The sequence below is a fragment of the Mesorhizobium sp. M0633 genome, from assembly GCF_040320645.1.
Classification (GTDB): Bacteria; Pseudomonadota; Alphaproteobacteria; order Rhizobiales; family Rhizobiaceae; genus Mesorhizobium.
The window spans coordinates 58,086-80,483 of the sequence record NZ_JAMYQC010000022.1; the positions used below are offsets into that span (position 1 = coordinate 58,086).

A 22,398-nucleotide genomic window follows, 5' to 3' on the forward strand; every position below is an offset into this window, starting at 1 on the left:
GTCAGCGCAATACGCTCTGCCGCAGCTTTTTGCCGCTTTCGACCATCGGATCGGGCGTCTCCAGGTGGAATATCGAACGATATATCTCGCTGTGCTTGGCAAGCTGGTCATGCGTTCCAGCATCGACGAGCTGTCCGGCGTCAAACACGAGAATACGATCGGCCGCCTTGATTGTAGACAGCCTGTGCGCAATGCAGATCACCGTGCGCTGAAATGTGTTGTCGAAGGCTGCCTCCATAACCGCCCGTTCGTTTTCACCGTCAAGCGCGGATGTCGCTTCGTCATAGACGATTACCGCAGCATTCTTGAGCAGGGCGCGCGCGATGGCAACGCGTTGTTTCTGGCCGCCGGACAGGTTGGTGCCGCTTGGCCCGACAAGCGTGTCGAGCCCGTTTTCGAGCGCCGAAGCAAAGCTGGTGACCCGGGCGAGGTTCGCAGCAGACTCGATTTCCTGATCCGTGGCATTCGGGCGGCCGTCGCGAATGTTGTCGCGGATCGAGCCTTCGAACAGGAAGACGTCCTGGGATACCAGTGCGATGTTATCGCGAACGTCGGCCAGGCTGATCTTCGAAATGTCCTTTCCGTCGATCAGGATCCTGCCCTTGTCCGGCTCCATCAGGCGCAGGATCAGATTGACGATGGTGGTCTTGCCGGCGCCGGAGCGGCCGACGATCGCCAGCTTCTCACGAGGTCGCACGTCGAAGGAAACACCCTCGAGCGCGGGGCTGTTGCCGTCATAGGAAAAGGCCACATCTTCAAAGCGGATACCACCATCGACGTCGGTCAGACGCTCGCCCGCAATCGCGAGTCGCCGTTGCTCGGGCGTGTCGATCAAATCATACATCTGCTCGACGGCGACCATTTGCTTCTGGATGTCGACATTGACCCGGGCCAACCGCTTGGCAGGCTCATAGGCAAGCAGGAACGCGGTAATGAAGGCCATGAATTCGCCGGGCGTCTTGCCGTTGCCGAGGGTCTGCCAGCTGGCGTACATAACGAAAAGCCCGATGATCACGCCGCCGCCGGTCTCCATCAATGGGCTCATCAATGCTGACGTCCGGTTGATCTGGATGCCACGTCTTTCCATCTTGCGGACGGCCTTTGCAAAGCTGGCAACGGCCTTGTCCTCGAGCTGGAAGGACTTGATGGTGCGGATGCCTTCGACGGCTTCCGTGCCGATCGACTGGACTTGTGCCGCCAATTCCGTCTCGCCCCTCGCCAGCGCCTTGAGCTTCCTTGTTATCGCGCCGACTGACAGGAACAGCATCGGCAGAACCGCCACGGATATCAGCGACATCACCGGGTCCTGCTTGACCATGACGCTGGCCAAGGCAATCAGGGTCAGCAGATCAGAGACGGCGCTGCTCGTGAGGGTGAGAATAACGGTCGCCCCGGCGCGCGCGTTGAACATGATTTTGGAGATGAATTTTGCCGGATGCTGGTTCGCGAAACGGCTGATGTCGAAATACACCATTCGGGAAAATTGCCGGTTTTGCAGGTCCGAAACGATAGCCCGGCGAATCTTTCCCGTCGTGATGGTCTGGCAGTAGGCAGCTATGCCCTTGACCAAGAAAATGCCGATGATGACGGCGCTGATACCCGATACAGCGGCGGCGTCTCGCTCGACATAGATGGTGTTGATCATGACTTTCATGATCCAGGCCGCCGCGCCGGTCGCCGCAGCAGCGGCGATCGAGCACAGCAAACCTGTCACATACAGCATCTTGTGCGGCGGCAGATTTTCGCCAATCAGACGCTTGATCAGCGGATATGCTGGGGCCGTTGACACTCGTTTCTTTGTAATCATCTCGTCGCCGCCCGTTGCGATCCCGTCCGGTCTTCGCGTTATCTTGAAGCGCGAGACGGTTTCGATCACCTGTCTGTGGCTTCGTTCCCGACCGCAGTCAATGCCGAACCGGATCCTTGCACGTCATCGGCCTATGACCGTCGGTTCCTCGCATGCGAGCATAGCGGACCCCAGCCACGCGGCTCTTGCGCCATTCGTCGTCGGCCGCGCTATGCCTGGTCAGTGTTTCGCGAGGACCATGAGATGGCTTCCAAGAGGCGATGTGTGATTGCTTTTGATTGAAAAGCCCACATCCGAAAGCACCGCGATCATCTCCTTATCCTTGCCAGGAGGGACGCGGGCAACGATCGTTTGAGCACGCCCGGCGATATCGCACAGCACGCGTCGCGCCTTGTCCGCGCCGAGGCTCCACTGCATGTGATGGTAGACCGCCAGCAGCATGACGATGTCGTACTGCGGTTGGAGAACATTTTGCAGCTTCCGGCTGCCAAGATCGAGACAATCGAACCGGCTTTGGACCGGACAACCCAGGAAGATCATCCTGGCCGTCTCGATATGCGGCTTGAGAATGTCGATCCCATGGATCGAACTCGGTCCTAGCTTGGATATCTCATAGGCGACAACACCCATGTTGCAGCCAACATCGAGAATGGATTTCCCGGCGTAGTCGACCTCTGCTGAGAATAGGCCGTCCAGTCGGTCGTCCCACGTTCCCTTGAATCTCTTTTGCTTATTTGACCACCACAAATCATTGTTCTCCAAAAACGGCGCCGGACTGGTTACCTTGACGGAGGGGGACTGTGCGCCCGGCCTAACTCGGTCCAGTTGCTGGCGCGCAAACGACACTGTCCTGAGCGTCCTGTAAACGCAACCGCGGGAGAAAGGAACTCCTGATCACAGCATCCTGCGAAGACGTTTCGGTAAGTTGACGAACACCCGGCCCGACAAATCGACATACTGGTTGGAAATGGCAACGTCGCTTGGTGCCCCCTACCCGTGCCTGCCCTCGAGTTCCTGAAACGCACGATAGCCCGGGCCGGCACACGCAGGGACATAAGTAATGCCCCGTAGGCAAGGCAAGCCCATATTTGTTCTTGCTTTGTGCCGGCAGCTATGCTACTAATTTGCCTATGGTGCTGATTTGCACCAACGACCGTCTTGCCGCGACATGTGGTTTTTCAGCCAGGCTCGATCAAAGCTCGCCCGCATCGCGGGGCCTTCGGCGAATCACGGCCGAGTGCCAGCCTTTTCGGCAGCTTCCGAGAATGGAAATCGGAAAAGCAGGTTCCGGTTCTCGTCGCAGATTTCGAAGGAAAGACCTGTCAGGACCGGGCTGCCGCTGAGCAGACCCTCGGCCAGGATTTCCTTGGCCGAAGCCATGGCGTTGTCCTGGGCGGCAGACAGGCCATCCAGCTCCTGCCCCTCGAAATCTTCCGTCAAGCGGCCGTCATTGTTTCGGAAATGAAAAAAATATCTCGGCATGCCTGCTCCGGTTGGTTGGTTTATCTAGTCGCAAGCGGTCTCAGGAACAGCGTCGGATTTGTGCACGACAGCACCGTGCGATTTTGGCGTTGGGATTCATGGCGTTTAGGCCTTCATGCGTCAGGTCGATCGAACAGTACCCCCAGCCCGTGTTCGAACGCACATGCCGCAATCATGTCGTCCAGGGCTTTTCCGGAGGCCGGGCAATTCGGCATGACGGCCCTGATCGCGATCTCAGCCGCTGCGGTGGAAACCGCATCGTGGCGCCTCTTGCTGGTCTCCATGTACTGCTCGAGCAGAATTTTCAGGCGCCGCGCGGCAATCTCGTCAACGACCATCGTTCTCCCTCGATTCGGCACAATGTCCGTCTTCCGGGTCTGTCCTCCGGATGAAGGTCCGCTGCCATCGGGTAGCAGCGGACCACTCGGCTGGGTGAGCCAATGACCCGAGGCGGGGGTGTCTCGGACCGCCACCACAATAGCTTCGGCAGGCCACTCGTTCCACAGAACGCTGTCGTTGGTAATTTTCGTACACTGAGCATTGCCGCAGACAGTCTGCGACCGTGGGATTTTTGCGCTATGCCCGTAGCCTGATAACCGGATCAGCTTCGGCTTCGATCGACATAGCTGTAGATGCCCGCGCCGATCGCGACCGCTCCTACAGTGATCAGAATCGATGGCACCCCCATCGACGTGGCGACGATCCCCCAGACAATGGCGACGGCAATTGCGCCGGCCGTTCCCAGCACCAGTCTAAGCCGTTTCGACATTATCCATTCCCCCAAAAGTGCATCTTTGGCCTTTTCCGGTCGAAATACCGCAATGCGGCACCATTGTCTGCGTTTCGTCCAACTTTTTATGCCGCCCCTGAGCCCCGACCGCTGAGGCGTAAGCGATCCGTATGCGGCCTTGTCGCAAACATCCACTCGACAACGAGGAAGCTTGGGCGCGAGCCCGAGAAGCGAGGCGTCAGAAAGCGAGGTATCTATGCAAAATTTTCGGAATTTACTCCGGTTCACGATCACGGCCATGGCGGCCACGACAACCGCACTAGTCATCACGGGCCTTACCCCCGAGACAACCGAAGCGACGTTGATTTGCCATGGGTTGGTCTGCCAGAAGGCGAGCAATGAAGGCAGTGCCTTCGGCGCCAAATATCAGCGCAAATGCACCTGCGAAAATGTAAGCGAGGGCGCTAACAATCATCCCTCCCCGCACAATGTCAACAAGGGGCCCATCGGCGGCTCAAGCAGCAGAGCGGATCGAGCGGCGCCAGCGGCTCAAGCGGTACTACCAGTTCGAGCGGCAGCAGCGGTTCGAGCGGCAGCAGCGGATCCAGTGGCGGCAACGACGGAACAAGCAGCGGCGGGTCTAACGGCAGCGGCGGAGTGTAGCGGCTGCTCAAGCGGCTCCGGTGGCGGCGCCACTCGAGTTGAACCGTGGCGGCGACCACGCGGCCGGCAACGACGATCGATCCTCACGACAACGGGAGTAGTAGTATGACGCTCCGACCGAAATCGGCGACCGCGCCCCTCACTGGCCTTGCAGGATTGCTTGGTCTTGCGCTCACCGTCGCGATGCTCGCCGACAGAAGCTGGCCTGTGCATTTGCAGGCCATGACTGTCATTGCAGCTACTACTGCAGCAATGATCGCGGTCGACACGGCTTATTTCCAGACGTTTCGAAGGCGTTCAACGGGATTGCAGGCGAAGCCGATGCGAGCGCTTGAAGTCGAGCGTGTCGTGCGCAAGCTCATCGGCTTCATCGTTACGCTCACGACCATTGCCGCAGTCTACTGGATAGTGCCGGAATACCGGCGTGAGTTTTACGCCCCCTACTGGGCAGCGCTCTACGACACCTTGCCGGCGCTGCTCGTCGGTCGCCGATCGGGCGCTCCGGCTGAATGCCACCCTTGCTCGGACCATCTGCGGCAGTCGGCGCTATCGCCTCAAGGCGTGATCGCGATGCCGATCCTCGCCGCTCATCGGCAACGGCCGATCGCCCTCGAGCAGGCGGGTGATCCGGGCGAAGCCGGCAAAAGCCTTTCTCGCTTCCTCGGCCGACATCCGGCCGGCCATGGCCGCAGCGCAGCAATTCACGGCGCACTGGTAAACCGGCCCGCGCCGCCCCGCCGGCCATTTTCGCAAGAATGCCATTGCTTCGGCAACGCTGTCGATCTCCTCCACAGGCTGTCCCTGTCCGCGCAAAACCCGCACGGGCGAAAAGAATTGCAAGCGGTCCATCATTTCCTCCCCGTCGACCGGATGCGTGCGATCGAACCCCACTAAACTCGCGAACCCGACTTTGGTTCCCGGCAAAAGAGGGCTTGGCCTGAAAAATGTTGGCTGCACGAGACGAGCAGCGGTGGACGCGCCCGGCAGCTCCAATTGGGTGACATCTTGCCCCAATTGGGTGACATCTTGCCATTGTACGGGAACGTTAGCGCGGCTGATGCATTTCGATGCCACGAGCAGTCTTTTTGAGGGAAATGCCAAAACATGAGAATAGCCCATGTGGCGCCGCTCCATGAATCTGTGCCACCCCGGTTCTATGGAGGGACGGAGCGCATCGTCTCCTATCTGACCGAAGGATTGGTCGAGCTTGGCCATGACGTGACCCTGTTCGCCAGTGGCGATACCAAGACGTCGGCGAAATTGGTGGCGTGTCGCGAGCGCGCGCTCCGTCTCGATCCGCGCCCGCACAAATCCGAAACCGCGGCGCATCTCTCGATGCTCGCCGAGGTGAGGAGCCGTGCGCAACAGTTCGACATCATCCATTTCCATCTCAGCCACTTCCTGCATTTTCCTTTCTTCGAACACATGCCCGACCGGACGGTGACGACACCGCATGGCAGGCTCGACTATGTCGACCTAGCCCCGGCCTACGAACATTTTCCGCGCTTTCCGATGATCTCCATTTCCCGCAGCCAGAGAACCGGGCTACCCAGGGCCAATTGGCTGGCGACCATCCATCACGGGCTGCCGATCAATATGTACGAGCCGACTTTCGAGACGAATGCGGACGAGCCGTATCTGGCCTTTCTCGGCCGGCTGTCGCGCGACAAGCGCCCGGAGCGTGCCATTGAGATCGCCTTGCGCTCCGGGCTGAAACTGAAGCTTGCAGCAAAGATCGGCGACGACGACCGCCCTTTTTTCCACGACACGGTCGAGCCGCTGATCGACGGCGACCGTGTCGACTATATCGGCGAGATCGAAGAGGACAGAAAAGCGGAATTCCTCGGCAAGGCGGCCGGCCTGCTGTTTCCGATCGATTGGCCGGAGCCGTTCGGTCTTGCCGCGATAGAGGCTATGGCCTGTGGCACGCCGGTAATCGCCTGGAAATGCGGTGCCCTGCCGGAGATCATCGACCACGGCGTGACCGGTTTCCTTGTCGATACGGTCGATGCCGCAGTCACCTCGATACCGGAATTGCTGCGCCTCGACAGGCGACAGGTGAGAGCCGTGTTCGAAAACCGTTTTTCTGCCACGAGAATGGCCCACGACTATGTGGCTGCCTATGCGCGCCTGATCGGTACTCCCGGTGAAGCGAGAGCGTCCTGATCGGCGTCATTGTGGACGTTGGAACGAAACGACAGAGCTTGTGACGTATGAATCAACTCGACGAGCGTAAGCTTGATCCCGCCGTAGCCCTTGCCTCCCTCGACGAGGTTGCGCCCCGGGAGCCGCACCGGCTGTTCGCCCTCAAGCAAGCCGACTGCTTCGCGGTGGCCGACGCCTATGGCGACATCCGCGGCGCCGGCGATGGCTTTTTCCGAGACGACACGCGTGTGCTTTCGGAATTCCGGCTGACGGTCGGTGGCCGGCAAATGTCGTTGCTCGGCGCCTCGCTCAGCCAGGACAATGTGCTTTTCACCTCGAACCTGACCAATCTGCCGATCCAGAGTGTCGGTGGTCGCGACATTCCGCAGGGCGCGATCCACATAGAACGCGTCAGGCTGCTTTGGCAGGACCGGCTGTTCGAGCGCATCACCCTTTCCAACTACAGCCAGGAATCGTCGGCCATTCGGGTTTCCTTGCATTTCGCAGCAGATTTCCGCGACATGTTCGAGGTGCGCGGTTCGACCCGGCTCAAGCGCGGAATAGCCCACGCCGCCGAGACCAGTCCGACATCCGTGGTGCTTCGATATGACGGGCTGGACCAGCTCGTGCGCCTGTCGGCGATCTCGTTCTCGCAGGCGCCGGACAATTTGACCGCCAGCCGCGCGGATTTCCTGGTTGCGGTGACGAAGCGCAGCAGCGAGGTCCTCTATATCGAGGTCGGCCCGGAAGTGGCGGAGACACCCGACCGCGACCGTTTTCGGGCTGCTGCCGCCCGCGCTCGCTTCGGCATGCGCGCCAAACGCCGCCACGGCGCGACGGTGCACAGCTCCGGCCGCGTCTTCAACGACTGGATCGAACGCGCGCGCGCGGACGTGGCGTTGCTGACCACCGAGCTTTCAACCGGACCTTACCCCTATGCCGGCATACCCTGGTTCTCGACGGCATTTGGCCGTGACGGGGTGATTTCCGCACTGCAGATGCTGTGGTTGAATCCTGGGCTGGCGCGCGGCGTACTCGCCTTTCTCGCCCAGCATCAGGCGACCGAAACGTCGCCGTTCAGCGATTCGCAGCCGGGCAAGATCATGCACGAGACCCGCAAGGGCGAGATGGCGGCACTGCGGGAGCTCCCGTTCGGCCGCTATTACGGCGGCGTCGATACCACGCCGCTCTACATTCATCTCGCTTGCGCCTATGCGGATCGTACCGGCGACATGGCGTTCGTCGACAGCCTGTGGCCATCGCTCTGTGCAGCGGCCGAATGGACGGAGGAGACAAGCCGCGCGACCGGCTTCGTTACCTACCAGCGCGGCGCCGAGACCGGCCTTGCCAACCAGGGCTGGAAGGACAGTTTCGATTCCGTCTTCCATGCCGATGGCCGCATGCCCAAGGGGCCGATCGCCCTGGTCGAGGTGCAAGGCTACGTCTTTGCCGCGTTCCGTGGGCTGGCGGCGCTCGCCCGCCGCCGCGGCGAGGACGACAAGGCCGATCATTGGGAGGAACGCGCCGAAACCATGCGCGCCGCGGTGGAACGCCATTTCTGGATGGACGATCTCAATTTCTATGCACTGGCGATCGATGGTGCAGGCGAGCTCTGCAAGGTACGGACGTCGAATGCCGGCCATCTTCTCTTTGTCGGGCTGCCCGAGCCGGAACGGGCGCAGATGGTCGCCGATCAGCTGCTCTCTGCGTCGTTCCACTCTGGTTGGGGAGTGAGGACGCTGGCCGACGATGCGATATTCTTCAATCCGATGTCCTACCACAATGGTTCGATCTGGCCGCACGACACCGCCATGTGCGGTGCCGGCCTGGCACGTTATGGCGTGCGCGACAGCGTAGTCAGGCTGATGAGCGGCACGTTCGAATCGGCTGTCCATTTCAACATGCGGCTGCCGGAACTGTTCTGCGGCTTTACCCGGTCGCCGGGCGAAGCGCCCATCGCCTATCCCGTCGCGTGCCTGCCGCAGGCCTGGTCGGCGGGATCGGCCTTCATGCTGATGCAGGCCTGCCTTGGGCTCGAAATCGACGGCTGGAACAGCGAAATCCGGGTCACCCGCCCAAGGCTGCCGATCGGCATCGACACGCTGACATTGCGGCATCTAGGTGTCGGCTCGACAGTGGTCGACCTCACATTCCAGCGTGTCGGCGACCGGGTCGTCGCCTTTCTCGCCGATCGGTATGAGGGGATGGTGCCGCTCATCGTGCGCACTTGATGCCGCCGCACTGCGGCGCGTCGAAAATGACGCGCGGCATTGCAATCGTCCGGAACCGATAGCCTCTTTGTGCGTTGCAAAAATGGGCGGCGCGGGAACGCTGCCGTTGTTATACGGCGGCGAACCAGAAAACAAATAAAAAAACGGCTATCGGCCGGCCGGAGGCGAGATCACATTCCATGTCAGATTATACTGTAAACCTGCTCTGGGTTTTGCTGATTGCAAGTTTTGGCTTTTCCGCTTTTGCCGTTCTCCTGTCGATATCCCGCCAGCGTCGCGGCCGCGCAACGGCGGCCGCATACACGCCGAGCGAGGATGTCGCGTCGGAAGCGGCACGCAAGGTGCTGCGCGAGTTCGAAAAGAACGGCCAATCGGCCGATGCGGCACTGGTCACATGGTCGCCCGACACTTTGCGCAAGATCCTGGCCGACGACCTGCCGGACGCACAGGTCATCGTGGTGTCCAACCGCGAACCCTACATCCACAACATCAAGGATGACGGGGTTCAACTTTTGGTGCCGGCCAGCGGGCTGGTTTCGGCACTCGAGCCCATCACCCGCGCCTGTGCCGGCACCTGGATCGCCTTTGGCGGCGGCACGGCAGACCGCCTCACCGTCGACAAGGACGACCGGGTGCAGGTGCCGCCAGGCAATCCGTCCTATACGCTGCGCAGGGTCTGGCTGACGGAGGAGGAATATCAGGGCTATTATCTGGGCTTCGCTAATGAGGGCCTATGGCCGCTTTGCCATATCGCCTTCACCCGCCCCGTGTTTCGCGCCTCGGACTGGGACGCCTACGAGGCCGTCAACCGCAAATTCGCCGATACGGTGGTTGCCGAAGCCCGCAACGAACGGCCGATCGTGCTGGTGCAGGACTACCATTTTGCGCTGCTGCCACGCATGATTCGCCAGCGCCTGCCGGACGCGATAGTCATCACCTTCTGGCACATCCCTTGGCCCAATTCGGAAGTGTTCAGCATCTGTCCGTGGCGTGAGCGGATCCTGGAAGGACTGCTCGGCAGTTCGATCATCGGCTTTCATACCCAATTCCATGCCAACAACTTCACCGAAAGTGTCGACCGCTTTCTGGAGAGCCGGATCGAACGGGCAGACGCGGCAATCTCCTATGGTGGGCAAACCACATTGGTCCACGCCTATCCCATTTCCATAGAATGGCCGGCCCAATTGCTGGCAAAACTGCCGTCTGTGGAGGAGTGCCGCGCCAGCGTGCGCGACAGATTCGGCCTGTCTGCGGATACCAAACTATGCGTTGGCGTCGAGCGCCTCGACTACACGAAAGGCATTCTCGATCGCTTCCATGCCTTGGACGAATTGTTCACGAGATATCCCGAATGGATAGGCAAGGTGGTTTTCCTGCAGATCGCCGCGCCGAGCCGGGGGACATTGCCCGCCTACCAGCAACTCCACGACGAATGCCGCCGCTGTGCCGAGGAGCTCAACCGGCGCTATGGCAGCGAGACATACAGCCCTATCCTGATGGTCGCCGAACATCATCGGCAGGAGCAGGTCTACGAGGTCTATCGCGCCGCCGACATCTGTATGGTCACCAGTCTGCATGACGGCATGAACCTTGTCGCCAAGGAATTCGTCGCAGCGCGCGACGACGAACAGGGCGTGCTTTTGCTCAGCACCTTCGCCGGTGCCTCGCGCGAACTGCTGGAAGCGCTGATCGTCAACCCCTACGATGCGGCCATGATGAGCGAGGCGCTGTTGCAGGCGCTGACGATGACGCCGGAAGAGCAGCGCGAACGTTTGCGGCCGATGCGCGAGATGGTCCGCGACAACAATGTCTACCGCTGGGCCGGCAGTATGCTGCTGGACGCCGCGCGCCTGCGCAAACGCGGCGATCTCGACAGGGTGACCGGAACCGGCGAGCGCCCGCCATCGAACACCAACAACGTCATCTCGATGTTCGAGCGGGCTCGGAAGGCAGCGTCGTGAAAAGCTTTGAACAACCGCCGGCGTTGAACCTGTCGGAAGGGCAATGGGCGCTCTTCCTCGACATCGACGGAACCCTGCTGGAACACGCTGCCCATCCCGACGCGGTGTTCGTCGGCGAGGAATTGCGCAATCTGCTCGAACGCATCGAGCGGCGGCTGGATGGTGCGGTCGCCTTCATCACCGGCCGGTCGATTCCCGCCGTGGACAAGCTGTTCCATCCGCTGAAGCTGCGGATCGCCGGACTGTATGGGCTGGAGCACCGGCTGACGCCGAGCGGTCCGATCGATGCCGCCGACGCGCCGGCCGACATCGCCGCCCTTGCGGACGAGATCGAGGCCGAATTGGGCAGCGGCAAGGTCTATGTCGAGCGCAAGGGGCCGGTCCTTGCCGTTCATACAAGAGCAGCACCGCAACTGCTTGCACCCGCAATCCAGCTCGTCGAACAGGCATTGGCCCGGCTTCCGAAGGGTTATCGGGTGCTTCCGGGAAACGCCGGCGTCGAGCTCATGCCTTTGGAAGCCGTCAAAGGTGCTGCCATCCGGCGTTTCATGGACATTCCGCCCTTTGTCGGCCGGCGGCCGATATTCCTCGGAGACGATACGTCGGACGAACACGGTTTCGAGGCGATCAATGAAATTGGCGGCATCTCCATCCGCGTGAAGCCGAACGGACCGACGGCCGCAAACTATGCCCTCGACGACGTGACCGGCGCAATAGCCTGGCTCGAGGCCAGTTTCGAGACGTCGGCGGTGGCCTGATCGCGCCGTGGCCCGGTTCAGCTGATCTTCCCGTCCACCATGTGAATGCGGCGATCCATGCGTGCGGCCATGTCGAGGTCATGCGTGACTGCCACGACCGTCTTGCCGCGTTCGCGCACCAAATTCTGCAGGATTGTGAACACCTGCTCCGAGCTCTTGCTGTCGAGGCTCCCCGTCGGCTCGTCTGCCAGGATAAGCGGCGGGTCGTTGGCGAGCGAGCGTGCCACCGCGACGCGCTGACGCTGGCCTCCCGAAAGCTGGTCCGGCCGCTTTTCGAGATGTTCGCCGAGCCCCAGCGATGACAGCAACTCGCCAGCCCGTTCGCGCATCACGGGTCGGGCCAGCCGACCAAGCTTGCGCATTGGAATTTCTACATTTTCGCGCGCCGTGAATTCCGGCAGAAGGAAATGAAACTGGAAGACGAAGCCCAGCGTCGAAAGCCGTGTCTGCGCCCGCTCCCTTTCATTCATAGGCTCGCTATCGCGTCCGCCTATCCTCAAGGTCCCGCCTGTCGGCCGGTCGAGCAGCCCAAGCAGATAGAGCAGCGAGGACTTGCCGGAGCCGGAGGGACCGGTGACGGCGACGAATTCGTTGTCGTTGATCGTGAGCGTGATGTCCTTGACCAGCGTAACGGGGACCGTCTCTGGCAAGATGCGGGTCAGTCTCTCGGTCTCGATGAGTGCGCTCATGTCGCGCCTCTTATTATGTCGACCGGATTCAGGCGCGCTGCACGGCGCGCCGGCAGGTAGCCAGCCACCGCCGCCGAGCCCAGTGCGAAGGCCGAGGCGATGATATAGTGGGTCAGGCTCCAGGCTATCGGCAGCCGGGTCATCTCCTGGCCAGTCGCGGCGATCTCGAAACGCACCAGCGACAGTGCATAGGTCATGGAGAAGCCAAGCACCCCGCCGAGCACAGAGCCGGCAGCGCCGATCGCCACGCCTTCCAGCAAAAAGAGCCGGCGCATGTCGGACTCCGGGAAGCCAAGCGACTTCATGATGGCGATGTCGCGCGCCTTCTCGTGCGTGATGGTGGAGATGATGTTGTAGATGCCGAAGCCAGCAACCAGCATGATCGCGCCGACGACGGTGTACATGATGACGTTGCGCACGACGAGCGCTTCAAGGATCGATTCATTCGCCTCCTGCCACGCCACGGCCTTGTAGCCCAGTTCGGCCTCGGCTCGATGCGCCACCGCCGCAGCGCGGTTGGGGTCGTCGAGCTTGATGCGGATCTCGTTGATGGCATTCGGACGCGCGGAGAGGATTTGCGCGTTCTTCAAAAGCACATAAGCTTCGCCTTCGTCGCGCGCGGTAGTGCCGGTGTGGAAAAGTCCGGCGATCTTGAAATTGCGCGTCAGCCCTTCGGAGGAAACCGCCGTTATCGTGTCGCCGAACCCGGCGCCGAGCCGGTTCGCCATCGTGTCGCCGATGAGCACGTTGTTGCCGCCCGCGGCAAGTGCCGAAAAGCTGCCTTCGACGAACTCTCCGACGATCGGTGAAACGCCGGTCTCGCGCTGCGGATCGACCCCGATGATAGCTGCGCCCACTTCGCGGCTGGAATAGCGGATCACGCCCTGCGTCTTTAGGCTTGCTGCGAACCGGCCGGGAATCCAGCTCTCCAGCCAGGAGGTCGCGGCGGTCGGGTTGATGATGCCGCGCCGATCGTCGCGTGGCCGGAGCCCCGAGATGGCGGCGGTCTCGAAGTAGTCCTCGGCCGGCTGCCGGCGGGCGGTGCGCTGCTCGTCGGTGATGTCGACATGCGGCATCGTGTCGACGAGCTGCCTGACGAAATCGTCCTGCCCGCCCTGCATCAGCGCCGCCATCGCAATTGAGAAGCCGACACCCACCGCGACGCCGACTATGGCGACCAGCGTCTGGCGGCCGCGGCCGGCGATATGCGTTACGGCAATGTCGACGATCAGCGCCATCGTTGCCTATCTCTCCTGCGCGGCGGCGATGTTCACGCGCGCACCGTCGCCGAGGTCAGCGGGATAGGGCGAGATGACGCGAGCCTTCTCATCGACACTAGAGATAACTTCGACGCCATTGGTGCCGCGAATGCCCGTTCGGATTTCACGCCGCCAGGCCTTGTCGCCTTCGACTACGAACACCTTGTTCCCATCCACCGCAACCGACGGGATCAACAGCGCATTTTTCGAAACGCGGATGACGATGTTCACGTCGGTCGACATGCCTATACGAAGCGGCGTATTGTCCGGCAGGCGGAAGCGGACGCGATAGGTCTTCGTCACCGGATCGCCCTTGGGCGTGATGCTGTCGACCACCGCTTCCAGATTCTGCCGAGGGAACGCATCGGATTTAAGCAGCGCGCGCTGGCCGATCTCGACCCGTGGAATGTCCTCCTCGTTGACCTCGGCGACCACCAGGAGCGGCTTCGGCTCGCCGACCCAGAACAACACGGCGCCGAGTTCGGCGATCTCACCGACCTCGCCGTCCTGCCTGAGCACGATACCGGCGCTCGGCGCTCGTAAGACGTAGGTGTCGAGCCGCGCTTTCTGTCCGGCAACCAGCGCTTCGATCTGGCCAAGCTCGCTTTGCGCGCGATCGAGCGCCTGCTGGCTTGCCGCACGCCTTTCGGCAAGCACGGTCAGCCTCCGGAGCTCTTCCTGGGCAAGTGCTTGACGCGCTTCGATCTCGCCAAGCACGGCCCGGGCCTCGCTGTCGTCGAGCTTGGCGAGCACATCGCCTTGTGCAACCCTCGACCCCTCGCAATTACACTGCTCGACGATCCTCTCGCGGACAACGGGAGTCACCTTGGCCCAGGTTCGCGGCTCGACTGAGCCACTCGCGTAAACGATCTCCGCCGCGTCGCCGCGTTGTGGCGTCACGATCGAAACCTTGGCCGGCTGCCACACATACCAAGCGCCGAAAGCAGCAGTCGCCGCGACAAGAACGATGCCGACAGTCCAGCGTATCCGTCGCAAGAAGCTCTCCTTCCACCATCGAATGCGAACGTCGGAGCGGTGGCAGACATAGCATTAGACCGACCGTCGGTCTATAAAAGTTACATAAAGAAACGGTTCGTGCTCCTCTTGCCCCCTGTACTTTGTGAGGTCGATTTTGCCCCGAGTGATAAAGCCCCCGGAGATACGATCCACCGAGCTCCTCGACTGTGCCCAGCGGCTTTTCTTCGAGCATGGCTACGACAACACGACGGTGAACGACATCATCCGCGAGGCCGGCTTGTCGAAGGGTGCGTTCTATCACTATTTCGCGTCGAAGGAGGCCCTGCTGGAGGCGCTCGCCAGACGTCTCGCACGTGACAGCCTTGCCGAGCTGCAACCCCTCCTCGACGATCCGTCACTCGATGGGATTGGCCGGCTCAATGCACTCTTTGCCGGCTCGCGACGGCTGAACGTCGAGCTTGCCCCGCAATTGCGAAAAACGTTCTTCGTCGTGTTCCGGCCCGAGAACCTTGCCCTCTTCCATCGGGTCGACCAGGCGGCCAGGGAACTGGCCGAGCCGATAATCACAAATCTGCTCAGGAAGGGAAGCGAGGAAGGCATTCTCGACGTGCCCGACCCGCAAGCTTTTGCCGAGATGTTCCTGCAACTCCGGCTGACCTTTCGGGACGTGATGCACCGCGCCCTGCTACAGGCCGAACAGGGTAATATCGACGAAGCAGCGCGGCTGCTCGAGGGCCGATTGCGGCTCTACGGCATCGCAATCGACCGGCTTTTGAAGTTGCCCGATGGAACGATAGAAGCCGTGCAGCCCGGTTTTGCCCGGGCTTTTCTCGAAGCCGGACCGTAAGCCGCTGACAGCGATGGAGGAGAGTTGATGAGTAGGAAATCGCGTGCTTCGACCGATGCTGTTCTCAAGGAACTGCGCGCCTTCGGCCTCACCTATCCGGGCGCCGAGACAAAGAGTCCGTGGCCTGGTCACGACGATCTCGCGGTGAAAGGCAAGACCTTTGCTTATTTGAGCCTTGAAGGCGAACCGTTCAGCATCTCCCTCAAACTCCCCTACAGCGGCGACGAGGCGAGAAAGCTCCACTATGCGTCGCCGACGGAGTACGGCCTTGGCAAGAGCGGATGGGTGACGTTCGAACCAGCACCGGACGAACTGCCACCGATGGGACAACTGAAGTCATGGCTCGATGAGAGTTATCGCGCACAAGCGCCCAAAAAGCTTGCCGCCCTGATCACGCACAAGGTGGACTCGGGAGCTTAGGTCGAGCGATCGGTGTCACCCCACGAATCGCCGGCGCTAGAAGCTCAACGACGCCACGCCGATAAGCGCGTTTCTCATTGAATGACTTTAAGGCCAAAGCCGGCAAATCGTCTGCTTGCCGGTTCCCCAGCGTCAGGCTTAACCTGCGTGCCATGCGTGGAGGCGCGTGCGATTGCACGGGGAGGACATAGCAATGACAATACAAGGCGCAGACGGCGGCCGCCTCCGGGGCGATCGTAGCCCTGCTGATCCGCTCGCAATGGTTCGCCGACTTCAACCAGAGCACACATTTCCTCGGCCACTCCGGGCTCGAGGTGATCTGTTTCGTCATCATCTGGGCGCTGCAGCTCCTGATCATCCAGAAAGGCATGGAAACGGTGCGCCGCTTCCAGGATTGGGCCGGACCGGCGGTGTGGGTGATGATGCTGATCCTGGCGATCTATCTTTGCATCAAGGCAGGCACCTTCGCTTTCACCAGCGACATCCCGATGGATGTGCTGCTGGAAAAGACAAAGGACGCGGGCGTGCCGGGCACGCCAGGCTCCTGGACCTCGCTGTTCGCGGTGGCCGCGATCTGGGTGACCTATTTCTCCGCGCTCTATCTCAACTTCTGCGATTTCGCGCGCTACGCCCCGGACAAGGCATCGCTGCGCAAGGGCAACATCTGGGGCCTGCCGGTCAATCTTATCCTGTTCTCGCTGGTCGCCGGCGTCACGACGATCGCCGCCTTCGACGTCTATGGCGAGGTGCTGCTGCATCCCGACCAGATTTCGGCGAAATTCGACAGCTGGTTCCTGGCGGCGCTCGCAGCCCTGACCTTTGCGGTGGCGACGCTCGGCATCAATGTGGTGGCGAACTTCGTGTCGCCGGCCTTCGACTTCTCCAATGTCTTTCCACGCCAGATCGACTTCAAGAAGGGCGGCTACATCGCGGCGCTCATCGCGCTGGTGCTCTATCCATTCGCGCCCTGGGAAGGCAGTGTCGCCTCCTTCGTCAACATCATTGGCGCGACGATGGGGCCTATCTTCGGCGTGATGATGGTCGACTATTACCTGATCCGGAAGGGCGAGGTCGACGTCGAGGCGCTCTACAGGGAGAATGGCGAATTCCGCTTTCAGGGCGGCTGGCATGTCAATGCCTTCATCGCCGCCGGTATCGGCGCGGTCTTCTCCTCGATCCTGCCCAACTTCACCAGCCTGCTGCCGTCATGGTGGGGCGTCTATGGCTGGTTCTTCGGCGTGGCAATTGCCGGCGTCATCTACTACGTGCTGCGCACGATGGCACTCGCTGCCGGAGCCAGGATAGCCAAGGCCTGAACGGTGTCGGGGCGGCGCGAGCCGCCCCGTTCATTCTGCGACCATCTTGGCCAGGCGGCGCACGGTGTTCCAGTTGCGCGACGTGCCGACGCCGAGACGTCTGTGGCTCACCGCCGCAAGCAGCCGCGAACTCGGCGTCTCGCGGGAAAAGACGATCCAGATGTCGCCGCCGACAATCCGCCGCCTCTCGTCCTTGCCGGCATATGCCTCAAGCGCCGCGGCGGTCTCGGCGGGAACGGGCGCCCGCATCACGCGCACCGCCACCTGGTCCGCGGCCTCGGCCGATTCGGCTGGGAACGGATTGCCGGCCGCCAGCCTTAGCCAGCCGTCGGCGCAGCGCACGATGATGTCGACGTGGCGGCCGAAAGTCTTTGCGAACGCCGCCTCCAGCCGCTGCTCCAACGCCGCAAGTTCTGTTTCTTGCGCCTCGAAGACCAGATTGCCGGTCGCTACCAGCGTGCGCGGGTTGTTCAGACCCAGGCCTTCGGCCATCGCCTTCAGATCGGACATGACGACCCGCCGCCCCTCGCCCAGGACAATGCTGTAGAGCAGCGCGACGTAAGTTTGCATGGGCGGCTAGTCTAGACCAGCCGCGACTGCTCTACCGCCGCCTCGATGAAGCTGGCAAACAGCGGGTGCGGATCGAGCGGCCGGCTTTTCAACTCGGGATGGTACTGCACGCCGATGAACCAGGGGTGGTCGGGATATTCGACCGTTTCCGGTAGCACGCCGTCCGGCGACATGCCGGCAAACACCAGGCCGCAATCCTCGAGCCGCTCCTTGTAGTCGACATTGACCTCGTAGCGGTGGCGATGGCGTTCGGAAATCTGGGTATCGCCATAGATCTCGGCGATCTTCGATCCCTTGGCGAGGTCGGCCTGGTAGGCACCGAGCCGCATGGTACCACCAAGGTCGCCGGTTTCCCTGCGCTTTTCCAGCATGTTGCCCTTCAGCCATTCGGTCATCAAGCCGACGACCGGCTCCTCGGTTGGACCGAACTCGGTCGATGATGCGCGCTCGACGCCGGCCAGCGAACGCGCCGCCTCGATGCAGGCCATCTGCATGCCGAAGCAGATGCCGAAATACGGCACCTTGCGCTCGCGCGCGAACTTCGCCGCCAGGATTTTGCCCTCCGAGCCGCGCTCGCCAAAACCGCCGGGGACGAGAATGCCATGGACCTTCTCCAGCCACGGCGCCGGGTCTTCCTTCTCGAATATCTCGCTTTCGATCCAGTCGAGCTTGACCTTGACCCGGTTGGCGAGGCCGCCATGCGACAGCGCCTCGATCAGCGATTTGTAGGCGTCCTTGAGGCCGGTATATTTGCCGACGACGGCAATGGTCACTTCGCCTTCCGGATTGTGGATGCGGTTGGACACCGCTTGCCACCGTTCCATGCGCGGCTTCGGCGCCGGATCGATGCCGAAGGCCGCCAGCACTTCCGAATCCAGCCCTTCATTGTGATAGGCCATCGGCACGTCGTAGATATGCGGGACGTCGAGCGCCTGGATGACGGCGCTTTCGCGGACATTGCAGAACAGCGACAGCTTTCTGCGCTCTTCCTTGGGGATCGGCCGGTCGGCGCGGACCAGCAGTATGTCGGGTGCAATGCCGATGCCGCGCAACTCCTTGACCGAATGCTGCGTCGGCTTGGTCTTCAGTTCGCCTGCCGTCGGAATGTAAGGCATCAAGGTCAGGTGGACGTAGACGGCGTTGTTGCGCGGCAGGTCGTTGCCGAGCTGGCGGATCGCCTCCAGGAACGGCATCGCTTCGATGTCGCCGACGGTGCCGCCGATCTCGCACAGCACGAAATCGTAGTCGTCATTGCCGTTGAGGACGAAATTCTTGATCTCGTCGGTGACGTGCGGAATGACCTGCACGGTAGCGCCGAGATAGTCGCCGCGCCGCTCGCGCTCGATGATGTTCTTATAGATCCGGCCTGTGGTGATGTTGTCTTGCTGGTTGGCCGAGCGGCCGGTGAAGCGCTCATAATGGCCAAGATCGAGATCGGTCTCGGCCCCGTCATCGGTCACGAAGACTTCGCCGTGCTGATAGGGCGACATCGTGCCGGGATCGACATTGAGATAGGGATCGAGCTTTTTGATGCGTGCGCGATAGCCCCGCGCCTGCAAGAGAGCCCCAAGGGCCGCTGCAGCAATGCCTTTTCCAAGTGAGGAAACCACGCCGCCTGTGATGAATACATATCGCGCCATGGGAGTCATCGCTTAACGCGGCCGAATTGATTCCGCCAGAGAAAAAACCGCCGCGAAGGCTTTTTCCCAAGAAGGCGCTCTGGTCGTTGGCGTATCAAAACAAAAAGGCCGGCGAGGCCGGCCCTTTTGGCACGATCTGTCAAAGCGTCAGATGATGACGACTTTGGTGCCTACTTTCACCCGGCGGTAAAGGTCCATGACGTGCTCGTTGATCATGCGGAAGCAGCCATTGGAGGCGCTGGTTCCGATCGACTGCGGCGCGATGGTGCCGTGAATGCGCAGGTGGGTATCTTTCTTGCCGTCGTAAAGATAGATGGCGCGCGCACCGAGCGGATTGTCGCCGCCGCCGGGCATGCCGTCCTTGTACTGGCCATAGTGCTTGGGTTCGCGCTTTTGCATATCCAGCGTCGGAATCCAGCGCGGCCATTCCTGCTTGTCGCCGACGGCAACCGTACCTTTGAACTGCAGGCCTTCCCGGCCGACCGCGATGGCATAACGGCGGGCGGTTGACGATGATTCGACGAGGTAGAGACGACGGGCGCTGGTATCGATGACGATGGTGCCGGGGTTGTAGCCGGTGAATTCGACCTCCTGCGGCACGAATTCCGCCTTGACCTTGAACTGCCGCTTGGCCTGCTTCCTTTCGAGCGCGGCGTCGAGCGCGCGTGTTTCCGGAAGCAGCGACATCGACGAAGTGGATGTGCCGCCGAACAGTCCCGCAAACAGCCCGACGCTCTGCGGCTTCTGCCCGACCGGTTCGCTGCGCAACTCGCCATTGTTGCCGGTCAGCGCAACGTTCATGGCCTCGGCCGGGATCGGCTCGGCCGACTGGATCGGCGCAATGGGCGTAATCGGTTCGATGATGTTGACGGTCTTCTTCTTGGCCGGCGTGGCGTCAGCCACCTTGGCCGTTGCGAGCGGCTGGCTCTTCTTGGCAAGGAACGCCTGCCGTTCCGCATCGGCTTTGGCTTTCGCCGCCTCGCGCATCGCTAGCTTCCTGGCTTCGAGTGCCTTGGCGCGAGCGGCTTCCTTGTCGGCTGCGATCTTGGCTTCGATCTTGCGGATCTGCGCAAGGTCGTCCGGCGTCGGATCTTTCTTCTTCTTGAGAAGCTTCAATTGCGCTGCATCGCTTTTGGCAGCGACCTTGACGACGTCGGTTGTTGTTGCGGCTTTGTGGGCCGAGTTTGCCGTCGGCATGGCCGCGTAAGCGGGCGCACCTAGGCTGAGCACGGCACAAAGGCCGGCAAAAATGAAGCTGCGAAGCTGCATGGGGAAGATCCGATCGTTCAATGCTTGTTGCCCACGGCGTCGCCCGGCGCCCCCCAAGGACGCCGAGAATGCCGCGTGCAACCTATAATCGATTAGCCGGAAGCGCCTCAAGCGTGAGGCGCAGTCGAATCTTCGTGATCGTGCGGCATTTGCCGCGACTGTGTTCAAACGACAACAGATCGCGGCATAAGTTGCCCTATTACTGGTTGGGGACCTGCGGCGTGGCCGGCGCGGTGGCGCCGTTTGTCGCTGGCGGCGTCGCCGGAGCGGTTGCCGGCGGCGTCGTTGCCGCGCCATTGCCGGACGGCGGGGTCGGCGCCGTGGTGCCCGAAGGCGGCGTCGGCGTCGTGGTTCCAGGCAATTGGTTGAGTACGCCCTTGCCTGCTCCGTCCGAGGTCGCCGGCACGCGATCGAGAATGTCGATCGGCTTCTCGCCATAGCGCGCAACGATCGACAGTGTCAGCGAAGTGACGAAGAAAGCGGCAGCCAGGATCGCCGTCGCCCGCGTCAGCGCATTGGCGGCGCCACGCGCGGTCATGAAGCCCGATCCGCCGCCGATGCCGAGGCCGCCGCCTTCGGAGCGCTGCAGCAGCACCACGCCGACAAGCGCGAGCACGACCATGAGGTGGACGACGATCAGTACGGTTTCCATAATTTACCCTGGCAAGGCCTTGTGCGGCCGCTGATTTGGAGGCGGCTCAATACAATGCTTTGACGGCATTTCCAAGCCCGTGGCCGGAATATGGGAAGCAATGCGTCCTTTGCAACGATTTCGGCGCCGGCCGTCCGCTCAAATGCAGCAAGCAGCCCTTGTATCAAGCGATGTTTCGATAGGCTTCCGCGATGCCGAGGAAGTCCGCCGCCTTTAGGCTGGCGCCGCCGACCAGCGCGCCATCGACATTCCTGACGCCGAGCAACTCGACGGCGTTGGACGGCTTGACCGAGCCGCCGTAGAGAATGCGCATCTTGGCCGCCGTATTGCCGAGCTTCCGTGCCAGTTCTTCGCGGATATGCGCATGTGCCTCGGCGACGTCGGCGGCGGTCGGGGTCAAGCCGGTCCCAATCGCCCATATTGGCTCATAGGCAATGACGGTGTTGGAAGCCGTGGCGTTTGGCGGGACCGAGCCAGCGACCTGGCGCGACAGCACGTCGAGCGTGGCTCCTGCTTCTCGTTCGGCTCTTGTCTCACCAATGCAGATGATGGCCACCAGCCCGGCGCGCCATGCGGCGGAGGCCTTGGCCTGGACCAAGGCATCGTCCTCCTTGCGATCGGCGCGGCATTCGGAATGGCCGACGATGACATGGCTGGCACCTGCATCCTTCAGCATCTCGGCCGAAATGCAGCCGGTATAGGCGCCGCTTTCCTCGGTGTGGCAATCCTCTCCGCCGGCCCGCACCGGCGTGCGCGACAGAATCTCGGCGGCGTGCGCAAGCAAGGTCGCCGGCACGCAGACCACCGCTTCGGTCTCGGCGTCGAGCCCACTCATGAAGCCGTTGCCGATCATCCTGAGCTCGTTGAGCGAGGCGCTAGTGCCGTTCATTTTCCAGTTGCCGGCGACGAGCGGGCGGATTCCAGGCGTCATGGGATTTGTTTCTCCGGGCAATTTCCAGCTGGCCCTCACTATCAAAATCA

The 22,398-nt window shown here is 61.7% G+C and carries 20 protein-coding genes and 1 pseudogene; 7 read left to right on the plus strand and 14 right to left on the minus strand.

Translation table 11 applies throughout. The annotated features are described in order from the left end of the window. Nucleotide 1: 1 nt before the first annotated feature. From NKI47_RS22015 to NKI47_RS35185, 6 genes are all read right to left on the minus strand, one after another. The gene (locus tag NKI47_RS22015; protein ID WP_198023529.1) at nt 2–1,789 is read right to left on the minus strand and encodes an ABC transporter ATP-binding protein; all 1,788 of its coding nucleotides are present in this window, start codon (nt 1,787–1,789) and stop codon (nt 2–4) included. A gap of 237 nt (nt 1,790–2,026) precedes the next feature. Next, entirely contained in the window at nt 2,027–2,569 is a 543-nt protein-coding gene (locus tag NKI47_RS22020; protein ID WP_352568671.1) for a class I SAM-dependent methyltransferase, read from the minus strand. 465 nt (nt 2,570–3,034) lie between these two features. Beyond that, a complete protein-coding gene (locus NKI47_RS22025) occupies nt 3,035–3,289 on the minus strand; it encodes a DUF6894 family protein (RefSeq protein ID WP_023674976.1) in 255 nt (84 codons plus the stop codon). Nucleotides 3,290–3,402: 113 nt separating this feature from the next. Then, the gene (locus NKI47_RS22030) at nt 3,403–3,627 is read right to left on the minus strand and encodes a hypothetical protein (protein WP_023674975.1); all 225 of its coding nucleotides are present in this window, start codon (nt 3,625–3,627) and stop codon (nt 3,403–3,405) included. A gap of 263 nt (nt 3,628–3,890) precedes the next feature. Continuing rightward, a complete protein-coding gene (locus NKI47_RS22035; protein WP_352593649.1) occupies nt 3,891–4,058 on the minus strand; it encodes a hypothetical protein in 168 nt (55 codons plus the stop codon). Nucleotides 4,059–5,228: 1,170 nt separating this feature from the next. Further along, entirely contained in the window at nt 5,229–5,897 is a 669-nt protein-coding gene (locus NKI47_RS35185; protein ID WP_502898066.1) for a DUF982 domain-containing protein, read from the minus strand. Here NKI47_RS35185 and NKI47_RS22045 point away from each other — a divergent pair. From NKI47_RS22045 to otsB, 4 genes are all read left to right on the plus strand, one after another. Then, a complete protein-coding gene (locus NKI47_RS22045; protein WP_352568676.1) occupies nt 5,787–6,848 on the plus strand; it encodes a glycosyltransferase family 4 protein in 1,062 nt (353 codons plus the stop codon). The genes NKI47_RS35185 and NKI47_RS22045 overlap by 111 nt on opposite strands. A gap of 47 nt (nt 6,849–6,895) precedes the next feature. Beyond that, nucleotides 6,896–9,058: an amylo-alpha-1,6-glucosidase gene (locus NKI47_RS22050; RefSeq protein WP_023674970.1), complete on the plus strand. Its 2,163-nt coding sequence runs from the start codon at nt 6,896–6,898 to the stop codon at nt 9,056–9,058. 179 nt (nt 9,059–9,237) lie between these two features. Beyond that, the gene (locus NKI47_RS22055; protein WP_352593652.1) at nt 9,238–11,019 is read left to right on the plus strand and encodes an alpha,alpha-trehalose-phosphate synthase (UDP-forming); all 1,782 of its coding nucleotides are present in this window, start codon (nt 9,238–9,240) and stop codon (nt 11,017–11,019) included. Continuing rightward, nucleotides 11,016–11,777, plus strand: a complete 762-nt coding sequence (otsB, locus tag NKI47_RS22060; protein ID WP_352593655.1) for a trehalose-phosphatase — start codon at nt 11,016–11,018, stop codon at nt 11,775–11,777. Before NKI47_RS22055 ends, otsB begins: the two co-directional genes overlap by 4 nt. A 17-nt stretch (nt 11,778–11,794) precedes the next feature. Here otsB and NKI47_RS22065 read toward each other — a convergent pair whose 3' ends face one another. From NKI47_RS22065 to NKI47_RS22075, 3 genes are read right to left on the minus strand one after another with little or no spacing between them, the layout of a single operon-like run. Beyond that, nucleotides 11,795–12,466: an ABC transporter ATP-binding protein gene (locus tag NKI47_RS22065; protein WP_352593657.1), complete on the minus strand. Its 672-nt coding sequence runs from the start codon at nt 12,464–12,466 to the stop codon at nt 11,795–11,797. Then, nucleotides 12,463–13,704: an ABC transporter permease gene (locus NKI47_RS22070; protein WP_352593659.1), complete on the minus strand. Its 1,242-nt coding sequence runs from the start codon at nt 13,702–13,704 to the stop codon at nt 12,463–12,465. Before NKI47_RS22070 ends, NKI47_RS22065 begins: the two co-directional genes overlap by 4 nt. Before the next feature lie 6 nt (nt 13,705–13,710). Then, a complete protein-coding gene (locus NKI47_RS22075; RefSeq protein ID WP_502898067.1) occupies nt 13,711–14,721 on the minus strand; it encodes an efflux RND transporter periplasmic adaptor subunit in 1,011 nt (336 codons plus the stop codon). A gap of 145 nt (nt 14,722–14,866) precedes the next feature. On the opposite strand from NKI47_RS22075, the gene NKI47_RS22080 reads away from it, so the two are divergent. From NKI47_RS22080 to NKI47_RS22090, 3 genes and pseudogenes are all read left to right on the plus strand, one after another. After that, complete coding sequence (locus NKI47_RS22080; RefSeq protein WP_502898068.1) at nt 14,867–15,550, plus strand: TetR/AcrR family transcriptional regulator; 684 nt, start codon at nt 14,867–14,869, stop codon at nt 15,548–15,550. A 27-nt stretch (nt 15,551–15,577) separates the two neighbouring features. Beyond that, nucleotides 15,578–15,970, plus strand: coding sequence for an MmcQ/YjbR family DNA-binding protein (locus tag NKI47_RS22085; protein ID WP_352474256.1), 393 nt, complete (start codon nt 15,578–15,580; stop codon nt 15,968–15,970). 200 nt (nt 15,971–16,170) lie between these two features. Next, a pseudogene (locus NKI47_RS22090) lies at nt 16,171–17,286 on the plus strand (cytosine permease); the annotation flags it as partial. 30 nt (nt 17,287–17,316) lie between these two features. On the opposite strand, the gene NKI47_RS22095 reads toward NKI47_RS22090, so the two are convergent. The 5 genes from NKI47_RS22095 to tpiA form a co-directional block, all read right to left on the minus strand. Then, nucleotides 17,317–17,856, minus strand: coding sequence for a DUF1697 domain-containing protein (locus tag NKI47_RS22095; protein WP_352593661.1), 540 nt, complete (start codon nt 17,854–17,856; stop codon nt 17,317–17,319). A gap of 11 nt (nt 17,857–17,867) precedes the next feature. Further along, the gene (pyrG, locus tag NKI47_RS22100; RefSeq protein WP_023674960.1) at nt 17,868–19,496 is read right to left on the minus strand and encodes a CTP synthase; all 1,629 of its coding nucleotides are present in this window, start codon (nt 19,494–19,496) and stop codon (nt 17,868–17,870) included. A 147-nt stretch (nt 19,497–19,643) separates the two neighbouring features. After that, entirely contained in the window at nt 19,644–20,765 is a 1,122-nt protein-coding gene (locus NKI47_RS22105; protein ID WP_023674959.1) for a L,D-transpeptidase, read from the minus strand. Nucleotides 20,766–20,964: 199 nt separating this feature from the next. Further along, nucleotides 20,965–21,417 carry a preprotein translocase subunit SecG gene (secG, locus tag NKI47_RS22110; RefSeq protein WP_254817294.1) on the minus strand — a complete coding sequence of 151 codons (453 nt, stop codon included), beginning with the start codon at nt 21,415–21,417 and terminating at the stop codon, nt 20,965–20,967. 163 nt (nt 21,418–21,580) lie between these two features. Then, nucleotides 21,581–22,348, minus strand: a complete 768-nt coding sequence (tpiA, locus tag NKI47_RS22115; protein ID WP_023674957.1) for a triose-phosphate isomerase — start codon at nt 22,346–22,348, stop codon at nt 21,581–21,583. Nucleotides 22,349–22,398 lie beyond the last annotated feature (50 nt).

What these genes read in the sequence shown, in the direction of transcription:
- NKI47_RS22095 (WP_352593661.1), bottom strand. Translation starts at nt 17,856, where the DNA reads ATGCAAACTTACGTCGCGCTGCTCTACAGCATTGTCCTGGGCGAGGGG.
- pyrG (WP_023674960.1), bottom strand. Translation starts at nt 19,496, where the DNA reads ATGGCGCGATATGTATTCATCACAGGCGGCGTGGTTTCCTCACTTGGA.
- NKI47_RS22025 (WP_023674976.1), bottom strand. Translation starts at nt 3,289, where the DNA reads ATGCCGAGATATTTTTTTCATTTCCGAAACAATGACGGCCGCTTGACG.
- secG (WP_254817294.1), bottom strand. Translation starts at nt 21,417, where the DNA reads ATGGAAACCGTACTGATCGTCGTCCACCTCATGGTCGTGCTCGCGCTT.
- NKI47_RS22030 (WP_023674975.1), bottom strand. Translation starts at nt 3,627, where the DNA reads ATGGTCGTTGACGAGATTGCCGCGCGGCGCCTGAAAATTCTGCTCGAG.
- NKI47_RS22085 (WP_352474256.1), top strand. Translation starts at nt 15,578, where the DNA reads ATGAGTAGGAAATCGCGTGCTTCGACCGATGCTGTTCTCAAGGAACTG.
- NKI47_RS22070 (WP_352593659.1), bottom strand. Translation starts at nt 13,704, where the DNA reads ATGGCGCTGATCGTCGACATTGCCGTAACGCATATCGCCGGCCGCGGC.
- NKI47_RS22055 (WP_352593652.1), top strand. Translation starts at nt 9,238, where the DNA reads ATGTCAGATTATACTGTAAACCTGCTCTGGGTTTTGCTGATTGCAAGT.
- NKI47_RS22065 (WP_352593657.1), bottom strand. Translation starts at nt 12,466, where the DNA reads ATGAGCGCACTCATCGAGACCGAGAGACTGACCCGCATCTTGCCAGAG.
- NKI47_RS22035 (WP_352593649.1), bottom strand. Translation starts at nt 4,058, where the DNA reads ATGTCGAAACGGCTTAGACTGGTGCTGGGAACGGCCGGCGCAATTGCC.
- NKI47_RS22105 (WP_023674959.1), bottom strand. Translation starts at nt 20,765, where the DNA reads ATGCAGCTTCGCAGCTTCATTTTTGCCGGCCTTTGTGCCGTGCTCAGC.
- NKI47_RS35185 (WP_502898066.1), bottom strand. Translation starts at nt 5,897, where the DNA reads ATGGCCAAGCTCGACCAATCCTTCGGTCAGATAGGAGACGATGCGCTC.
- NKI47_RS22045 (WP_352568676.1), top strand. Translation starts at nt 5,787, where the DNA reads ATGAGAATAGCCCATGTGGCGCCGCTCCATGAATCTGTGCCACCCCGG.
- NKI47_RS22050 (WP_023674970.1), top strand. Translation starts at nt 6,896, where the DNA reads ATGAATCAACTCGACGAGCGTAAGCTTGATCCCGCCGTAGCCCTTGCC.
- tpiA (WP_023674957.1), bottom strand. Translation starts at nt 22,348, where the DNA reads ATGACGCCTGGAATCCGCCCGCTCGTCGCCGGCAACTGGAAAATGAAC.